Consider the following 18,650-nt stretch of genomic DNA (forward strand, 5'->3'; position numbering starts at 1 on the left):
GTCATGATTCCGGCCACTGGCTCAAACCAAACCAACTTCCATACCGCTTCAGGTAGCGATACAGCGTTGCCTCTTCATTCCGATAATTGCACCTCTACCACCGGAGGTTCGCAATGAGCACCTGAAGCGCAAGTCTGACGCCGATCCTGGACCAGCAGCTTGAACAGGTGTCCGAGCGCAAGGCACTGCGGCGCGCGGCCAGTGCCAGTTTCATGGGCAACTTCGTCGAATGGTTCGACTACGCAGCCTACGGCTATCTGGCAACCGTTATTGCACTGACGTTTTTTCCTCAGACCGACAAGGCGACCGGTCTGCTGGCAACCTTCGCGGTGTTTGCGCTGTCGTTTATCGTCCGACCGCTGGGAGGGCTAGTCTGGGGGCACTTCGGAGACAAATACGGGCGGCGCAGCGCATTGTCATGGTCGATTCTGATCATGTCAGTCTCGACCTTCTGCATCGGTATCCTGCCGACTTACAACCATATTGGTCTGTGGGCATCGGCTCTGTTGTTCCTAATCCGCTTGTTTCAGGGCTTTTCCGCTTCCGGAGAGTACGCCGGTGCATCAGCCTTTCTGGCCGAGTATGCCCCCGAGGGTAAACGCGGTTTGTATACCAGCATCGTGCCTGCGAGCACTGCTGCCGGCTTGTTGTTCGGAGCAGTGTTCGTGGCCGGTCTGCATTCGTGGATGAGCGTTGAGGATCTGCACAGCTGGGGCTGGCGTTTGCCCTTTCTGTTGGCGGCACCGTTCGGTCTAGTCGGGCGTTACATTCGCATGAGTTTGCAAGACACACCCAAATTTCTGGAGATGGAAAAACGCCTCGAGGCCAAGGAATGCGCGACCCACGCTCCAGTTCGCGAACTTTTGACCTTGCACCGGCGTAGCGTGATTACCGGGATCGGTGTGACATGCCTGAATGCGGTGGCGTTCTACCTGTTGCTCAGTTATATGCCGACCTACCTGTCCACCGAGATGGGCATGAGCGAGAGTGATTCGTTCATGGCGTCAACGGTGTCGTTGGCGACCTATATCGGGCTGATTTTCCTGATGGGCAAACTGTCTGATCTGTTCGGACGAAAGACCATGTTGCTGACCGCGTCGGTGCTGTTCCTAGCCCTTACATGGCCGCTGTTTGGCATGCTGAACAACCAGCCGCTGGTCGTCATTCTAATGATCCAGATCGCTTTTGGCGCGATCTTGGCGATGAATGATGGCACCTTGCCGTGCTTCCTCGCCGAGATATTCCCGACCCGCGTGCGTTTCAGCGGTTTTGCCTTTAGCTTCAATATCGCCAATGCGGTTTTCGGCGGCACTGCGCCCTTTATTGCGACCTGGCTGATTCAATTGACCGGTAACAAAATGGCGCCAGCCTGGTATCTACTGGCGGCCGCTGCCGTTGCTTTGATTGCCATGCTCGCCAGTCGCGAGACCGCGCATAAAGCCTTGCAGGATTGACCAGCACCATCACTACCCTGTATAGGCCGAGCATGCTCTGATCGCGTCCTTGAGGTCGCCGTGACGAACAGGCTCGGCTCCTACAATCAATGCACGGCAGCCACTTTTTTTCGTTCACTTATGGGCGATATGCCGAAGAAACGGCTGTAGCATTTGGAGAAGTGCGCTGGGGAGACAAATCCGCAAGCTAGGGCAATGTCGCGCACTTGCGACTCGCTGCGCAATAGCAATTGCCGCGCTCGCGAAAGACGCAGCTCCAGGTAATACTGACTCGGTGTGCGTTGCAGGTGCTTGTGAAATAGGCGTTCCAATTGCCGCACCGATACTTCGTTCAACCGCGCGAGCTCCTCAAGGCTCAATGGCTCATCGAGATTGGCTTCCATGATTGCCACCATCTGGCTGAGCTTAGGTTGGGACGTGCCCAGTTTCTGTCGTAATGGGACGCGTTGCTGTTCCTGTGCGCCCCGTACCCGATCACACAGTAGCAACTCGGCCGCATGTGCTGCGATGTCCCGACCACCGGGTTCGCGGGCAATCAACTGTAGTGTCATGTCCATAGAGGCGACGCCACCGGAGCAGGTGTAGCGATCACGATCGAGCTCGAATAACTGGTTGGAAATAATGATCCCCGGAAAACGCTCCTTCAGGGCTTCGATATCTTCCCAGTGAATCGTGCAGCGATAACCCTTGAGCAAATTAGCGCGCGCCAATAAGTGGCTCCCAGTGCAAATACCACCTAGTGGCACCTGATCATGCGCCAGCTTGCGTAGCCAGTTGAGTAACGGTTGACTGCTGTGATTAGAGACGATCGGGTTTGATCCGACAACAAACAGAATATCTAGTTTTGGTGCATCGGTGATGGTGTAGTCGGGCAGGATGCGCATGCCGTTGCTGGCCGTGACCGGGTCCATGTTCGCTGCGATGATAACCGTGCGGAACATCGGTTGACGCGCCGCCATATTGGCTATGCGCAATGTTTCCACGGCGGAGGCGAAGCCGATAGTGGTGAAATTTGGTATGACCAGAAAACCTACGGTTTTCACTGGCCGTGGTTCATTAGCCGAACGTCCCGCCGCGGGGGGGAGCGCCGCCTGGAGTTTCGCCATTGTTCGCACTCCTCAACTGCATAAGTGACGCGCTTTGCGGCAATATGCCGACGTTCGCAACATCATTTTGTTTCTACGAGGGTTAACCCCGCTTTCAGTCTTAGGATCTTACTCCGAGTGTCCGATCAATAGACAAAGCGATACCTGCTTGCACTCAAGGTTTTCCTTGGGGGTCGATTTGAAGCCGGTCGATCCGACCAAATGGCTACGGAAGGGAATGTCCATCGCATGTATGCAGTTACCGAGCAAATCCCACCGCCAGTAGGGCCAAATATCGAGCAGTGTATACGGAATGCTGCTTCATTCTCACCCTGGCCCATCGCCAATCTATATCGAGACAAAATTTGTGGTTTGGTGCAAAGGCGAGCTTGCTTGGATGCGTCGCTTGCTTCCTGCGGGGGGCACTGATCTAGGTGTCGTCCCCTAGCATTACCTGGAAACACGGAACCTTCCCCCGACGCTGGCCATCGACACGCCGGGTTGCAGGCATTCCTGGACTATCTGGGCTTTAAGGGGTTTGGGCTAAGACGTTCTTCGGCGCATGGGAATCCTGACGATAAGAGTGATGGTGTCCACGTATTTTTAGGTGGAGAACATCGCCCTTTGCTGGGATCGGGTAGGTGACTTTGCCGGACGGTTAGAGCGCCAGTTAAAGCTGGCAGAGGATAGTCGATGAAAGTTCGATACTGGTAAGAAATGGCGAATCAACCAGACCCCGAGTCATGCATGTTGCACCGTGAGGTGCAGGGTGAAGCGTTGACAGGGGAAACCGATGGGCCAGCCATTGAGCCGCGTAATCAGGAATTCGGGATGCCGATGCTGTTAACCGAAGCAGAAGGCAATACGGAGCATGGCGTTATACGCCAGTCATGCTCTGATCCCGCGCGGTCGGAGACCCTGTGCACGTCGGGAAGTCCTTTGCACAGAAACTGGGAGATCTCAGCGGTGCCCGGTGCGCAAGCACCGGGCGGAGGAGGAAAGGCCAAAAGCCGTAACCCTGCTGCCTACGTCGCTGAGAAGTCGGATACGTCCGTAGTACCTGAGAAGCCATCGAACAAGGGGCCAAGCCCTGCGGAGATAGTGGAGGAAAGGGACGTAGCCAAGGGAAACACCGACACGTCCCCCGCGCCCCGGACACAGAGTCGGATCAGTTGCGCGTCGATGGGACTTGAAGGTGTACGTGAAGCAGCCCGAAGGAACAAGGGCATGCAGTTCACGGCATTGCTGCACCACATCACACCGCAGTTATTGGCGCAGAGCTTCTATGCCTTGCGCCGCGATGCAGCGGTGGGCGTGGACGGCATGTCGTGGCGAGAATATGAGGAAGGTCTTCTCCAGCGGGTGACCGATTTGCACGCAAGGCTCCACAGTGGAGCCTATCGGGCAACGCCATCGCGGCGGGTGTACATTCCCAAAGCCGATGGCAGGCAGCGCCCGTTGGGCATTGACTCTTTGGAGGACAAGATTGTACAGCAGGCGGTTATTACCGTTCTGAATGCGATCTATGAAGAGGACTTTCTTGGATTCTCGTATGGGTTTCGACCGGGCCGCAGTCAGCACGATGCGCTGGCTACGTTAACGGTCGCGCTGAAAAGCCAAAAGGTGAACTGGATACTTGATGCGGATATCACGTCGTTCTTTGATGAGATCGACCATGAATGGATGCTGATGTTTCTGGGACACCGAATTGCAGACCGGCGCTTGCTCGGGCTTATCTGCAAATGGCTTCAAGCGGGCGTTGTGGAGGATGGCCGTAGGGTGGCTGCGACCAAGGGGACGCCCCAAGGCGCAGTGATATCGCCGCTGCTGGCGAATATCTATCTTCACTACGTGCTGGATCTATGGGCAAGGCAGTGGCGCGAGCGCCACGCCCGTGGCGATGTGATTGTCGTGCGCTACGCGGATGACAGTGTGGTGGGGTTCAGGACGAAAGTGCAGGCTCAGCAGTTTCTGGTGCAGTTGCAGGAACGGTTGGCCAGGTTCGGCCTATCGCTCAACGCCTTGAAAACACGACTGATCGAGTTTGGTCGTTTTGCTGTGACGAATCGCAGGAAACGAGGTTTGAGAAAACCGGAGACTTTTGATTTTCTGGGTTTCACCCACTGTTGTAGTGTCAGCCGACGCGGTGACTTCCAAGTACTGCGACTGACTGTCAAAAAGCGTATGCGTGCGACGCTTCTTGCTATCCGTGAGGAGTTGAGTCGCCGGCGTCATGACCTTGTCCGGGTTCAAGGGCAATGGCTCAAACGTGTGGTGAGCGGTTACTTCAATTACCACGCGGTACCGGGGAACCTGATACGTCTTAGCGGTTTTCGTTTGGCGGTATGCCGTCTCTGGCGGCAAGCCCTTAAGCGACGCAGCCAGCGTAATCGGCTTCAATGGTCACGGTACGGACGCCTTGCCGATCTCTACATCCCGAGACCTAGAAATGCACATCCTTACCCTGAGGATCGCTTTGCGTCACATACCCGAGGCAGGAGCCGTATGCGGTAGTTCCGCACGTACGGATCTGTGCGGGGGGCGGCAGGTAACTGCCGTTCCTACCGCGACCGCTCTTCCGCCCCTTCGGGCACACCCGGCGTGAACCGCAACGGTCCGGCGAGTCACCGCAGCCGCCCGGGTGCCACAGCCATGGCCCAGTGGTGCGCATACGGCGCTGGCTCGGCCGCACCAATCGCGGCCGGCGCCACAACCAGCACTCCATAGTACGAGGTACCTGCACCGGGAGCATCGGCAACGGCCGCTGAAGACGGTGCAGTGCTAGCTTGCACGCAAGGGCTGTCTGGCTAAAGAAGGCGATCGGTTAGCAGCCTGATCCGAGCAAGTGAATGCAGGGGAAAAGTCCACCGCATGTATGTTTTAACCTGCCAGGTCACGCCACCAGCTGTGCTTAAACACCAAGCAGTTTAGGCGGTATTTTGCTGGAATTCTCGCCTGGCCCTGCGTCGGACGATATAAAGAGCGATTTTCGGTCTCGCCCAAATATGAGTTTGCGTGGGTGTACTGCTTGCATCCTGCACGGGTGGCTGATCAATGCTCATACCGTTAGCCTAACCCGTTAAAATTCTACCTCACACAAAGCCTTGAGGTCGTGCAGGGACTCGCAATACGTCAGACATCCGTCTCACCTCCGTCACTGGCGTTAGCCCATGCCCATGCCGTTACTTGTCGTAGGGGTTGTCAGAACAATGCCTCAATGGAGCGGGTGATCCTGGTTTGAAAACTGAGGGTATCGGTAGTGGGGGTACAATATCACCAAAGAGACGGAGAGACATCAATCTCGATTTGATGCATCGCTATAAACGGGTTCGCCCAAACGAGCTAAATCGTTGCCTTGCTACAAGCTCAGTCAGAGAAAAGACTTAGTGTTGGGTCGGTGAACTGTCGACAGCCATATTGACGGACTTGAGGGCCCCTGCAAGATTCTCAGCTATATGCTGAGCAAGGTATTTGCTACGCCGGGCTTCGTACCTAAACAGTGCGTTCGCGCTACATAAAAGGGCGTCGTGCATACGCAGCCAAATTAATTGCCTATAAAAATGTGATAGATGCACATTACCTTGTATTCGCTTCGCACGCTTAATTCTTAATTTTCTAGCGTTTGAGAACAGGCCCAGTATTTGCTCCAGCCCTTGCAGGCCTGTCCATCAACGCTTTCGATCTGGAGAAAAAAGACATGAGTGCATCTGGCGATTTTCCGTTAAGCGAAGCCCCGCAATCTGCGCGCAAGGGGCTTCTTTCCATTTCCATGGTTCTGTTCAGTTTCACGTTCTTTACCGGCACAATGTTCGCCGGTGGGAAGCTGGGCATGGCATTTTCGTTCACCGACATGTTATGGATTGCAACCATCGGCAATAGCCTATTGGCACTCTATGCTGCGGCCCTGGCTTTCATTGCTTCGCGTAGTGGCCTTAACACCGTCCTGATGGGACGGTTTTGTTTCGGCGAGGCGGGTAGCAGGCTGTCCGACTTTCTGCTGGGCTTTGCTGAGTTGGGCTGGTACGCCTGGGGCACCGCGACGGCGGCTATTGTTCTGGTAAAAATGCTTGGCTTGTCCGAAGGACTGACGATTCCGTTGATGATCCTGTTCGGCTTTGGTTTCAGCATCACGGCTATCGTGGGCTACAAAGGCCTGGATGTCCTGTCGCGTGTTTCTGTACCGCTGATGTTTATTTTGCTGATCGTTTCCATGTACATCGCCACCCGCGATATTGGAGGCTTTAAGGGGCTGGCGGCTGTCATTCCCCATGAGACCATGACCTTTTCGGCGGCGGTGACGATGGTGTTTGGCACCTTCGCCAGCGGTGCTACTCAGGCGACCAACTGGACCCGGTTGTCGCGTACCGGTCGCGTGGCAATCATCGCCAGTGTCGTGAGCTTTCTGATAGGTAACGGCTTGATGGTGGTCGCCGGAGCTTGGTGTGCAATCGTCTATCAGCAGGCCGATATCGTTGAGGTAATGATCCTTCAAGGCTTGTCCTTCGCAGCAGTCATCATGCTCTGCCTCAACCTCTGGACCATTCAAGGTCCGACCATCTACAACGTCGCCGCTGCGTCTTGCCATCTGCTGCGCAGCGAGCGACGACGCACCATGACGGTTGCTGCCGCGGGTGTCGGTGTGCTGTTGGCCATCGGCGGTATGTACGAAATGCTGATCCCGTTTCTGGTGCTGCTGGGCTCGATCATTCCTCCTGTGGGCGGTGTAATCATGGCTGATTTCTGGTATCGCCACCGTGGTAAATACCCGCTGTTAGCGAATGCCAGCTTGCCTCGCTACAACCTCATGGGCCTGGGCGCCTACGCCGTGGGGGCCCTGGTCGCATACTGCTCGCCCTGGGTCGCTCCGCTGGTGGGTATCGCTGTATCAGCCGTCTGTTATATAGGATTGCTGCAGTTCAGCGGTCGTCGTGTCGCGGTGAGCGCCGCACAGGGGGAGTAGTGAGTTTGACCGTTGAGGAAGTCCTCAAACTGACCGGCCTCGAGGAGCTGAGCGTGCGTGCTGGTGCGGGTCAGCTGCATCGCAGTGTCCGCTGGCCCTATGTGGCTGAGAACGAAGGGATCGCCGAGTGGGTGATGGGGGGCGAGCTGGTGTTTATTACTGGTGTCAATCACACCAGGAACGAGGCTAATCTCCTGAGAGTAGTCGAAGACGGTGTGGATATGGGGATTGCTGGTCTGGTGGTTCTCACCGGGGGAACGTTCATTCAAAGCATCCCCCCAGCGGTTATCGAGCGGGCCGAGGTACTTGGCCTGCCTCTGATTGAGCAGCCCTATCTTCTAAAGATGGTCTTCGTCAGCCACACGATCGGCACGGCGCTGGTGCAGACCGCTCAGGCGCGGCGTTCACGTCATGACATCCTCAGCCAACTGCTGACCGGCGACTACCCGAGCCTGGCTATCGCGCGCCAGCGTGCCGAGCACGTGCAGCTTCCTCTTGAAGGGCCACGTCATCTCGTGGCCTTGCGGCTGTCGTCGGTCAGAGGTCTGTTCGAAAACCATCCCCCGGCCCAGGCTGAGCAATTGTTGCAGCAGACGCAACAGGCACTGCAAGACTACCTGGAAGCCTGGAACCGCCGTTTACCTGAAGCATTGCCGGTAATCCTACAAGGTGATTTGTTCATCGTGCTACTGGCGAACCGTGCACAGCTGCGTGACGATCTTTTGTATCTGCACCGCGAACTCAGCAGTTTGATTGGAACCATGACGGTTTTCATGGGGCTGGCAAACCGGGTCGAGGATTGTGGCCAATACCGTCAGGCCTTAAGCGAGGCGCGTCAAGCGCTAGACGTTGCGGAAAACCTGCGACCGGCCAGCGGCCTCTGCGACTTCAGCGAGCTGGGAGTACTGCGGCTGTTGCAGGGCATAAGCGACCGTACGGTGATTGATCACTTCGTGAAGCAGACCCTCGGCGCCTTGATCGAGCCTACCCGCAAGCACCCGTTCACTCTGATTGAGACCCTGGATGCGTTGCTGCAGGAAAACGGCAATGCCCTCAAGGCCGCCTCCCGGCTGGCGATCCATCGCAACACCATCACCCAACGTATTCAACGCATCGAACAACACAGCGGGCTGTCGCTGGATGACCCTCTATTTCGCATGAATGCCTCGGTCGCGCTGCTGGTATGGCGCATGACCGACGTCAATAGCAAGGAGTAAGTATGAATATCATAAACGCGCGACTGCGCGGTAAAAACGGCCTTTTTCGAATCGAGCTCGATGAGGCGCATATTGCGGCCATTATCCCTCAGACTGATGTGCTTCAAACCATTGACGCAACCGACCTGGATGCCGGACAGAATCTGGTTACCGCACCGTTTGTCGAGCCACACATCCACCTGGACGCCGCGCTCACCGCCGGCGAGCCGAAATGGAATATGAGCGGTACGCTGTTCGAAGGAATTGAACGTTGGGCCGAGCGCAAGGCGCTAGTGACCCATGAGGACACTAAAGTACGTGCGCGCAAGACCATCGACATGTTGGTCGATAACGGTATCCAGCATGTGCGTACCCATGTCGATATCACCGACCCAAGCCTTGCCGCGCTCAAATCCATGCTGGAGGTGCGTGAGGAAACCCGGCACCTCATCGACCTGCAAATCGTTGCGTTCCCTCAAGAGGGTATCGAATCGTTCAAGAATGGCCGTGCTTTGATGACCGAAGCCGTGGCCATGGGTGCTGACGTAGTGGGCGGTATTCCGCATTTTGAAAATACCCGTGAGCAGGGCGAATCCTCGGTGAAGTTTCTGATGGACCTGGCGGAGCGGACGGGGTGCCTGGTAGATGTGCACTGCGATGAGACCGACGATCCACAGTCGCGCTTTCTGGAAGTGCTGGCCGAGGAGGCGAGGGTGCGCGACATGGGTGAGCGGGTAACCGCCAGCCATACGGTGGCGATGGGCTCCTATGACAATGCGTACTGCTACAAGCTGTTTCGATTGCTCAAGCGTTCGCGCATAAATTTTATTTCCTGCCCGACCGAGAGCATCCATTTGCAAGGTCGTTTCGACGGTTATCCCAAGCGTCGCGGCCTGACTCGGGTTGCGGAGATCGACCGGGCTGGCATGAACATCTGCTTCGGTCAGGACTCAATCGTCGATCCATGGTATCCGCTGGGGAATGGCAACATTCTGCGCATTCTGGAAGCGGGTCTGCACATCTGCCATATGCTCGGCTACGAGGACCTGAAGCGTTCTCTGGATCTGATCACCGATAACAGCGCCAAGACGCTGCACCTGGGTGATCGCTACGGGCTTGAGATCGGCCGACCGGCCAATGTATTGATCCTGTCCGCGCCAGACGACTACGAAATGATCCGCAGCCAGGGGCAAGTGCTGATGTCGATCCGCAACGGAAAGGTTCTGATGCAGCGAAGCCCTGCGCGCGTAGAGCGATTCACAGGTTAAGCCACTTTCGCCAGCGAATCATGCTGGCCTTCCCTGGTAACCGCTTGACTTGCTCAGGGAAGGCCGGTGCATTCGACATCGCTTCGGTGCGCTGGTCACCTCTCGCCAGCTTCCTAGACTGCATTGTTGTCTCGGTCTCTTCGACGGCCGGGAACGTCCGTGCCCCCATTTTAATTGATGCGTTTTTCGGCAATAAACCAAGTTGATATACGAATTATCAGAATGAAAAATCACCATTAGACTCGACCACATCGCCGCATTGTTCACGTTGCGAAAAGAGAAAGGAGTTACGTGTTGCATACTCAAAAATCATCCAGGGACACCATAGGCCTACGGCGCGTTGTAGTGACCGGGATGGGCATTGTCTCCTGCCTGGGCAATGACCAGGTGGAGGTTGTGCGGGCATTGCGTGAAGGGCGCTCGGGGATCGGCTTCAATCCGACCTACGCCGAAGCAGGACTGCGTAGCCATGTCAGCGGGCTGCTGAACGTGGATTTGCTGCAGATTGACCGCCGCCAGCGGCGCTTCATGGGCGATGCCGCTGCCTATGCCTATCTGGCGATGCGCGATGCGATTGCGGACGCCGGGCTTGAGCCAGAGCAGGTGTCCAATCCCAGAACGGGCTGCGTGATGGGATCCGGCGGCGGCTCCAGCGAAGATATTGTCCAGGCCAACCAGTTGCTGGAACAGGGCATTCGCAAGGTCGGTCCCTATCGAGTGCCGCGCACCATGACAAGCACTGTCTCGGCTTGTATCGCCAGTTTCTTTGCCATCAAGGGCCTCAACTATTCCATCGCTTCTGCGTGCGCGACCAGTGCTCACTGCATCGGTCACGCCTTTGAGCAGATCCAGTTCGGTAAACAGGATGTCGTATTCGCTGGCGGCGCCGAAGCCGAGCATGTCAGCCAGAGCTGTATGTTCGATGCCATGGGGGCTTTCTCGACTAGCTACAACCGTGTGCCCACCCAGGCGAGTCGGCCATACGATGTTGCACGCGATGGCTTCGTGATAAGCGGTGGGGGTGGCGTGCTGGTTCTTGAAGAACTGGGGCACGCCCTTGAGCGTGGTGCGAAGATCTACGCAGAGGTAATCGGTTATGGCACCGCCTCCGACGGCCAGGACATGGTGTCACCCAGTGGCGACGGAGCACTGCGTTCCATGCAGGCGGCATTGAGCTCCTGTGATGAAACTGTGGATTACCTCAACACCCATGGCACCAGCACCCAGGCGGGCGATTTGGTCGAGTTGCGCGCTGCCTTGCTGGCGTTCGACGGCAACTTGCCTGCGTTCAGTTCTACCAAATCGTTGACCGGTCATGCACTAGGCGCGGCCGGCGTTCATGAAGCGATCTATTCGCTGTTGATGATGCAACACGGGTTTCTCGCCGCGTCCCACAACATTGAGCAACTTGATCCTGAAGTCGAACCGTTGCCAATCATTCGCACTACGCGCCTGAACCAGTCGGTGGATTGCGTGATGAGTAACAGCTTCGGTTTTGGTGGCGCAAACGCCAGCCTTATTTTCAGCAAGCGCGCGTTCCAAGCGTGATCTGAGGAAGCGATTGGAGTGACATCGCAGCGACTTGGTCGGTAAGAGTCGTGTCGTTGCGGGCGGCAACCAAGGTCCGCCAGAGACCAACAGCCCCGCTGTTCTTTTTTTTAGTTAGCTTCTGCCCATCGCTTGTTCCGACAACTGACAGTGAGGTGGATATGACAACTAATTCGCACACGCCCCAGCAACCAGTGGAGTTGAAAAAAGTAGTTTGGGCGGCTTCAATCGGCAACTTTGTCGAATGGTTTGATTTCGCGATCTACGGCTTTCTTGCGACCACGATTGCGCAAATTTTCTTCCCCAGCGGCGACACGACGACGGCGCTGCTCAACACTTTTGCGGTGTTCGCCGTGGCGTTCGCCTTTCGCCCGCTGGGCGGTTTGGTCTTTGGCATGTTGGGGGATCGGCTGGGGCGCCGTCGGGTGTTATCGATGACCATCCTGCTTATGGCAGGTGCAACTACCCTGATCGGTCTTTTGCCGACTTATGCAAGCATTGGCTTGATGGCTCCGGTGCTGTTAACGCTGATTCGCTGTGTACAGGGGTTCTCCGCCGGAGGTGAATACGCCGGCGCGTGTATCTACTTGATCGAGCACGCTCCATCCCACAAACGTGCCCGATACGGCAGTGCCGCACTGGTTTCAACGTTTGCGTCCTTTGCTGCCGCCGCCATCGTTACCTACCTGCTCAACACCTTTCTGAGCGCCGAAGAAATGGCCAGCTACGGTTGGCGTCTACCGTTTCTGATTGCCGCCCCCCTTGGTCTGGTGGGTTTGTATCTGCGCTGGCAGCTGGATGAAACCCCGGCATTCAAGGCCATCGCAGCCACCGAACGCGGTGTCCATGCGCCGCTCAGAGAAACCTTGCGCGACCAGGCCGGCGCGATGTGCTGCCTGGGTGCATTCATCTCGTTGACGGCCTTGTCCTTCTATATCTGCACAACCTACTTTGTAACTTATCTGCAGCTTCAGGGGGGCTTACCCCGGCCTACGGCTTTGTTGATCTCGGTACTCACGCTGGTATTCGCCGCAGGGCTCTGTCCGCTGGCGGGAGCTTACTCGGACTACGTTGGCCGGCGTCGCACCATGTTGACCGCCGCTTTATGGCTACTGGTGACGATATATCCAGCATTTCTGCTGGCCGGTTCAGGGACGTTTGTTGCGAGCCTGATGGGTGCGTGTCTACTCGCGGTCGGCGCGGTGCTTTGCGGTGTCGTCACAGCGGTGCTGTTGTCCGAAGTCTTTCCGACCCACACCCGCTACACGGCCTCTGCCATCACTTACAACATGGCTTACACCGTGTTTGGCGGCACCGCGCCGTTCATGGCCACCTGGTTGATCGAGCAGACCGGTAACTCCATGGCACCGGCTTTCTATCTCGCCGCGATTGCGATCTTTGCCCTCGCCGGAGGTCTTTCCCTGCCGGAAACTTGCGGGCGCGCACTGGATGGGCGCGAGCTCGAATCACAGCCCCGCTTAAAGCCCTTGGCCTGACCGTACAATCATTGAAACGCTTGCAACATAAAAACTAACTGGCGAACTTGCCCCGGACGCCCGGTTTGAGGCATTCGCGATAATGCAGGAGCATCATGACATGGCACGCATTGGCGTAGATGTTGGCGGCACCAATACAGACCTGATTCTGGAAACCACCGAGCTGGATTCCATTGGCCGCAAGATTTTTTCCCATAAAGTTCCTACCACGGTCGAGGACCAGTCCCTGGCAGTCATGCGCGGGATCATGGAGTTATGTGCCAAGGCGAAAATCGGCTTCGACGAAATCAAACAAATTGTCCACGGCACCACTGTCGCAACCAATATTTCCATTGAGCACAACGGCGCTAATGTTGGGATGCTGACCACCAAGGGATTTCGCGACATCCTGCACATTGGCCGCCACAAGCGCCCGTTTAACTTTTCCCTGCATTTCGAAGTTCCGTGGCAGAGCGCGCCGCTGGTCCGTCGGCGCAACCGCATCGCGATCAACGAGCGCGTCCTGCCGCCCCATGGCGAAATTCAGACGCCGCTGGACGATGAGGAGGTCCGTAACGCCGCGCTGACGCTCAAGGCTCGCGGCGTCGAGGCGGTGATCATCGGCTTCATGTATTCGTTTCTCGAGCGCAGCCACGAGCTTCGAGCCAAAGCCATTGTTCAGGCGGTAATGCCGCAAGCGTTCGTCTGCTGCTCCAGCGAAGTGGTCGATGTCATGCGCGAATATGAGCGTTTCTCCACTACGGCCATGAATGCCTACGTCGGACCGCGCACCTCAAGCTATCTGACCCATTTATCCACCCAGCTACGAGACAACGGTATTCATGCGGACCTGCGCATCATGCAGTCCAACGGCGGCGTGGCCACCGTGGAAAGCTGCTGCGATCGGCCTGTGAACATTTTGATGTCCGGCCCGGCAGGCGGTGTGATGGGCGGGCATTACTTCGCGGGTCTGGATGGCGAACGGAACATCATTACAGTGGACATCGGTGGAACCTCTGCCGATATTTCGACGCTGGTCGACGGACAGATCAAAATCATGAACCCACGGGACTCTTACGTCTCCGGGCATCCGGTGCTGGTGCCTATGATCGATCTGATCACTATCGGAGCAGGGGGCGGTTCGGTGGCGTTCATTGACGCGGCGGGAGGCTTCCAGGTCGGCCCGCGCTCGGCTGGCTCCAACCCTGGCCCTGCGTGCTACAACCGTGGCGGTGTGGAACCGACGGTAACGGACGCCAACATTGTGCTCGGGCGGCTCGACCCCGATCAGATGCTTGGCGGCGATCTGCAAGTGGACCCGCAACTGTCCTATAAAGCTATCGAAGAGAAAATTGCCAAACCACTGGGCATGGATGTCCATCAAGCCGCGCTGGGCATTCTCAAGATCGTCAATAACAACATGGCCTTGGCGATACGCTCCAATTCCGTCGCCAAAGGGATCGATCCCCGGGATTTCGTACTGATGCCGTTTGGCGGCGCAGGCCCCGTACACGGTCCGGCGCTGGCGGATGAGGTTAACGCTAAGTCGGTGTTGATTCCCCCTGCACCGGGCATCACTGCCGCGGCCGGGCTGTTGACCACCGACCTGCAATACGAAGCGCTGCGGTCGCTGCTGTGCAACCTCAACGATATCAGCGAGCTGAACATGGCGCGCATTGAACAGGCATTGCAGGGGCTGGAGACGGACATCCGCAAACAGCTGGAAAATGATGGTGTGAGCGCAGCTGATATGCAGCTGACCCGCATCGCCGAATGCCGCTATGACGGGCAGGGGTTCGAGTTGCGCTCGCGGATACCCGCTGGGGCAGTTGACCGTGCGGCCATTGCCGAGGTCATGGCGCAGTTCCATCGCGAGCACCAAAAGGACTACGGCTATTGTTTCGACGATGCCACGGTCGAAGTGGTCAGCTTGCGGGTCATCGGTCATTCACAGTCGCAAAAACTGGCCTGGTCGGCGCTGCCGGAAGCTCAGGACAGCGATACCGGTGACGCTTTCCTGTACGAACGAACCACCATTTTCGATGACGGCCAGAGCTTGTCAACGCCGCGATATGACCGCAACAAGTTGCAAGCAGGACAATACATCGAGGGCCCGGCAATGCTCATGCAACACGATTCGACCTCATTGGTGCCGCCAGGCTGGGTCGCGAAAGTGAGCGCACATGGCAACTTGATCATTTCCCGTTCGTAATCTTTGAGGTCCGCGCCATGAGCCAGCAAAAAGTAGATCCGATTACCCTGCAAGTCATCAACGGTGCCTTAAAAACCATCGCCGAAGAAATGGGCCACGTGCTGTACCGCATGTCGTTCTCATCGATCATTCGCGAGTCCCAAGACATGGGCGCAGGTCTGTTCGACACCCGATATCAGACCATCTGTGAGTCCGAATCGACGCCCATGCACATCGGTTCCATCCCGGCGTATCTGCGCGGAATTGAAGCGACCCTGCAAGGCGGCGCTTGGCATGAGGGCGATGTGGTGGTGCATAACCACCCGTACCACGGTTCGAGCCACAGCCCGGATCTGGCCATTATCATTCCGATCTTTCATGAAGGGGAGTTGGTCGGCTTCTCCGGTAACACCGCGCATCACATTGACATTGGTGCGGCGACACCGGGCTTGATCATCGATGTGGGTGATGTGTACGCCGAAGGCATGCTCATGGCAGGTCTGAAGCTGTACGAGAAGGGTGTGCGCAATGAGGCGCTGGTGCAGATGTTCAAGTACAACAGCCGCGCGTCCACGCAGTTGATCCGCGACATCGAAGCCCAAGTGGCCTCTGCGCATTTGGGGGTCAAGCGATTCAAGGAGTTGCTGCAGCGTTACGGTAAGGACTTCACTTTCGATGCGATCAATCAACTGATTGACTACTCGGAAACCATCATGCGCCAGAAGATTCAGGAAATTCCTGACGGCGAATACCGCGCCGAAGGCTTTCTCGACGACGACGGTCGCCATAGAGATCAGCGCTTACCGGTGGTGGTGACGGTGAAGGTGCAGGGCGATTCGGTAATCGTGGACCTGACCGGTTCCGCGGCGCAAACCTTGACTGCGTACAACGTACCCTTCGAGGGCTCGTGCAAGGTCGCGGCATTTGCTGCGTTTCGCAAGATCCTGCTGGATGCCTACACCACGCAAAGCCCGGTACCGTCCAACGAAGGCTCGTTCCGACCGATCAGCGTGCTGGCGCCGTTAGGGACTATTTTCAACCCGATTTTCCCGGCAGCGGCCGAGGCGCGTTTCACCCAGTGCAACCGCATGATTGACCTGATCATCAAGGCCCTGGCGCCGGTACTGCCAGAGCGGATCATTGCCGGCAGTTCGGCGTCGATCTCTTTTGCCGCCTATTCGGGCATCAAACCCAGCGGCGACTATTGGGTGTTCCTGGAGGTCAACGAAGGCGCTTACGGCGGGCGGCCCCGGTCTGATGGTCCCGACGCCATCGACAACCTCATGGCCAATACCCGCAATAACCCGATTGAAGACCTCGGCATGCACCTGCCGATGATTTGTGACCGTTACGAGTTACGCGATGACGTCATGCCCGGCGCCGGAAAATATCGCGGTGGGATCGGCGTGGTGAAAGCGCAACGGGTGTTGACCAACGGGTTCATCACCCATGAAAGCGAACGCCATTACGACGTGCCGTGGGGTATTTTCGGCGGCTGTGAGGGCGTGGTCGGCAAGACTGAAATCTACAATGTGGCAACCCCTGACGATATCGTTTCGATGCCATCGAAGTTCTCCGGCTACGCCTCCCGGGCCGGTGATGTCATGGCGTACTACTCGCCTTGCGGCGGTGGTTACGGCAATCCGCTGGAGCGTAGCGCCGAGCAGGTGCGCGAAGATGTCCTGGATGACTTCTGCAGCCTGGACCAAGCCTATGAAGTCTATGGCGTGGTGCTGGACGAGCAGGTTCAGCTGGATCTAGCCGCCACTGATAAGCGACGAGCACAGCTGACGGCGCAGAACGGCTGACCTTCGATCGGTCCCATTGAGAAGTCCGACAGATCACCCAATGGTTTGTCGGGCTCCAGATAAAGCGTTGAATTCCCTTATTTACCCCTGCACGGCCTGGCCTCCTCAAAAAGGGCCAGCGTCGCCGTGCGCCTCGAACTTACCCAGAGGTATTGTCAATGACTCTGAACACACCCGATATCGCCAGCGATATCCCAGCAGCGGCAAGTCCTGTCTCGGTGTCTCGCCATAATTTGCTGGAGAAGACGATTTTGCCGATAAAGCGCCAGCAGCGTTCGATCGGCACACTGGGGTTCACCTGGATCTGGATTGGGATCGCTTTCATGATTGCCACGTTCCAGTTGGGCGCCACCGGCGTTTCCGGCATGTCGTTGACCCAGGTCGTGCTGATTATCCTGCTTGCCAATTTTGTCCTGGCTTTGTTGATGACCCTGACGGCCGATATTGGCACCGAGCATGGTCTTTCGTTTGCGGTTTACCTGCGCGCGCCTTTCGGTATTTATGGCACGCACATTCCGTCTCTGTTTCGTGGGGTGATTGCGGCAATCTGGTTCGGTATTCAGACGTACCTTGGAGCGCTGGCCTTCAATGGCATCATTGAATACCTGACCGGTTTTGATAACTGGCCGCTGTGGTACGTGATTTTTGCTGTGGTCCAGATCATCAATACCGCCATGGGGATCAAGGCAGTGGAGTTTTTGTCCTCGATTGCCGCGCCGGCAATCATTGCCATTTCGGTCTGGATGTACATGACGCTGGACGTACTGGCGACTACCAAAGGCGTGAATATCTGGACGTTCGTCGGCGACAAACAACTGAGCTGGACGACGCTGTTCCTGGCTAACGTAGCGTTCTGGTCGACACTGGCCATCGATATTCCCAATATCACCCGTTATCTGAAGACGCCATTGGATTCCCGACGGTTTATCAAACGCAACAAGCACGCACTGCTTGCTCAGTTACTTGCACTGCCATTGACCCAGACATGGATTGCCCTGATTGGTGCGGCATCATTTATCGCGGCAGGAGACTGGAATCCGATCAATGTGATTCAAGTGCAGAGCACGGGTATCAGTCTGGTCGTGCTTATGTTGCTGGTGGTTCTGGCGCAATGGTCGACCAATACAGCGGCCAATCTGATTCCGGCAGCGCTGACCTTCGTCAACGCTGGCGCGCCCTACGTTAAGTATCCAGTGGCGGTCGTCATCGCGGGCATCATCGGCACGCTGTCCATGCCTTGGGCGATCCTCGACAACCTCTTTGCATTCCTGTTTTCCTACGGATCCTTTCTGTCGGCTATCGGCGGAATCATGATCGCGGACTACTACCTGCTCAGACGCCGCCACCTGAATGTGCCCGAACTTTATCAAGTGCAAGGACAGTTCTATTACTGGCGTGGGTTCAATCCCGCGGGGTTGCTGGCCTGGAGTCTGGCTAGCGTGCTGGCGTTCTTCTCGGGTGACTGGGCCTTTGTGGTCGGCTTTGTGGTGGGACTGGTGGCCTATTTTGTACTGATGAAGTTCTGGGTGGCTAAACGCTATCCGCAACGTGAACTGCTGACGCCGGACAATGAGTCTTTGCTCGCCACCAGCGTGGGGATGAACTGGAGCTACGACGGCGAAAATGACAGCTTTCACCGTACACCCATCAATCGCCTGGATTAAG

The 18,650-nt window shown here is 56.8% G+C and carries 11 protein-coding genes; 10 read left to right on the plus strand and 1 reads right to left on the minus strand.

The genetic code is table 11. The features are described 5' to 3' along the window. Positions 1-134: 134 nt before the first annotated feature. The gene (locus HBO10_RS28600; protein WP_086008186.1) at positions 135-1,454 is read left to right on the plus strand and encodes an MFS transporter; all 1,320 of its coding nucleotides are present in this window, start codon (positions 135-137) and stop codon (positions 1,452-1,454) included. An 86-nt stretch (positions 1,455-1,540) separates the two neighbouring features. Here HBO10_RS28600 and HBO10_RS28605 read toward each other — a convergent pair whose 3' ends face one another. Next, positions 1,541-2,560, minus strand: a complete 1,020-nt coding sequence (locus HBO10_RS28605) for a GlxA family transcriptional regulator (RefSeq protein WP_010565157.1) — start codon at positions 2,558-2,560, stop codon at positions 1,541-1,543. 1,206 nt (positions 2,561-3,766) lie between these two features. Between HBO10_RS28605 and ltrA the strand changes: the two genes are divergently transcribed. From ltrA to HBO10_RS28650, 9 genes are all read left to right on the plus strand, one after another. Beyond that, positions 3,767-5,053, plus strand: a complete 1,287-nt coding sequence (ltrA, locus tag HBO10_RS28610) for a group II intron reverse transcriptase/maturase (RefSeq protein ID WP_169918778.1) — start codon at positions 3,767-3,769, stop codon at positions 5,051-5,053. Positions 5,054-6,236: 1,183 nt separating this feature from the next. Continuing rightward, positions 6,237-7,499, plus strand: coding sequence for a cytosine permease (gene codB / locus HBO10_RS28615; RefSeq protein WP_010565159.1), 1,263 nt, complete (start codon positions 6,237-6,239; stop codon positions 7,497-7,499). Continuing rightward, the gene (locus HBO10_RS28620; RefSeq protein WP_010565160.1) at positions 7,499-8,716 is read left to right on the plus strand and encodes a PucR family transcriptional regulator; all 1,218 of its coding nucleotides are present in this window, start codon (positions 7,499-7,501) and stop codon (positions 8,714-8,716) included. The genes codB and HBO10_RS28620 overlap by 1 nt, the downstream gene beginning before the upstream one ends. Positions 8,717-8,718: 2 nt before the next feature. Next, a complete protein-coding gene (gene codA, locus HBO10_RS28625) occupies positions 8,719-9,963 on the plus strand; it encodes a cytosine deaminase (RefSeq protein ID WP_010565161.1) in 1,245 nt (414 codons plus the stop codon). 294 nt (positions 9,964-10,257) lie between these two features. Continuing rightward, positions 10,258-11,511, plus strand: coding sequence for a beta-ketoacyl synthase N-terminal-like domain-containing protein (locus HBO10_RS28630; RefSeq protein ID WP_086008187.1), 1,254 nt, complete (start codon positions 10,258-10,260; stop codon positions 11,509-11,511). A gap of 161 nt (positions 11,512-11,672) precedes the next feature. Then, the gene (locus HBO10_RS28635) at positions 11,673-13,007 is read left to right on the plus strand and encodes an MFS transporter (RefSeq protein WP_010565163.1); all 1,335 of its coding nucleotides are present in this window, start codon (positions 11,673-11,675) and stop codon (positions 13,005-13,007) included. Between the two features lie 100 nt (positions 13,008-13,107). Further along, positions 13,108-15,198 (plus strand): hydantoinase/oxoprolinase family protein, encoded by a 2,091-nt coding sequence (locus HBO10_RS28640; protein ID WP_034128260.1) that lies wholly within the window; start codon positions 13,108-13,110, stop codon positions 15,196-15,198. 17 nt (positions 15,199-15,215) lie between these two features. Continuing rightward, positions 15,216-16,985, plus strand: a complete 1,770-nt coding sequence (locus tag HBO10_RS28645) for a hydantoinase B/oxoprolinase family protein (protein ID WP_010565165.1) — start codon at positions 15,216-15,218, stop codon at positions 16,983-16,985. A gap of 158 nt (positions 16,986-17,143) precedes the next feature. Next, positions 17,144-18,649: an NCS1 family transporter gene (locus HBO10_RS28650; RefSeq protein ID WP_230633868.1), complete on the plus strand. Its 1,506-nt coding sequence runs from the start codon at positions 17,144-17,146 to the stop codon at positions 18,647-18,649. Position 18,650 lies beyond the last annotated feature (1 nt).

The organism is Pseudomonas sp. WS 5503, assembly GCF_012985385.1.
In the GTDB taxonomy this organism is placed as follows: Bacteria; Pseudomonadota; Gammaproteobacteria; order Pseudomonadales; family Pseudomonadaceae; genus Aquipseudomonas; species Aquipseudomonas paracarnis.

Coding starts and splice junctions, on each gene's coding strand:
- HBO10_RS28640 (WP_034128260.1), top strand. CDS start 13,108: ATGGCACGCATTGGCGTAGATGTTGGCGGCACCAATACAGACCTGATT.
- codA (WP_010565161.1), top strand. CDS start 8,719: ATGAATATCATAAACGCGCGACTGCGCGGTAAAAACGGCCTTTTTCGA.
- HBO10_RS28605 (WP_010565157.1), bottom strand. CDS start 2,560: ATGGCGAAACTCCAGGCGGCGCTCCCCCCCGCGGCGGGACGTTCGGCT.
- ltrA (WP_169918778.1), top strand. CDS start 3,767: ATGCAGTTCACGGCATTGCTGCACCACATCACACCGCAGTTATTGGCG.
- codB (WP_010565159.1), top strand. CDS start 6,237: ATGAGTGCATCTGGCGATTTTCCGTTAAGCGAAGCCCCGCAATCTGCG.
- HBO10_RS28635 (WP_010565163.1), top strand. CDS start 11,673: ATGACAACTAATTCGCACACGCCCCAGCAACCAGTGGAGTTGAAAAAA.
- HBO10_RS28650 (WP_230633868.1), top strand. CDS start 17,144: ATGACTCTGAACACACCCGATATCGCCAGCGATATCCCAGCAGCGGCA.
- HBO10_RS28645 (WP_010565165.1), top strand. CDS start 15,216: ATGAGCCAGCAAAAAGTAGATCCGATTACCCTGCAAGTCATCAACGGT.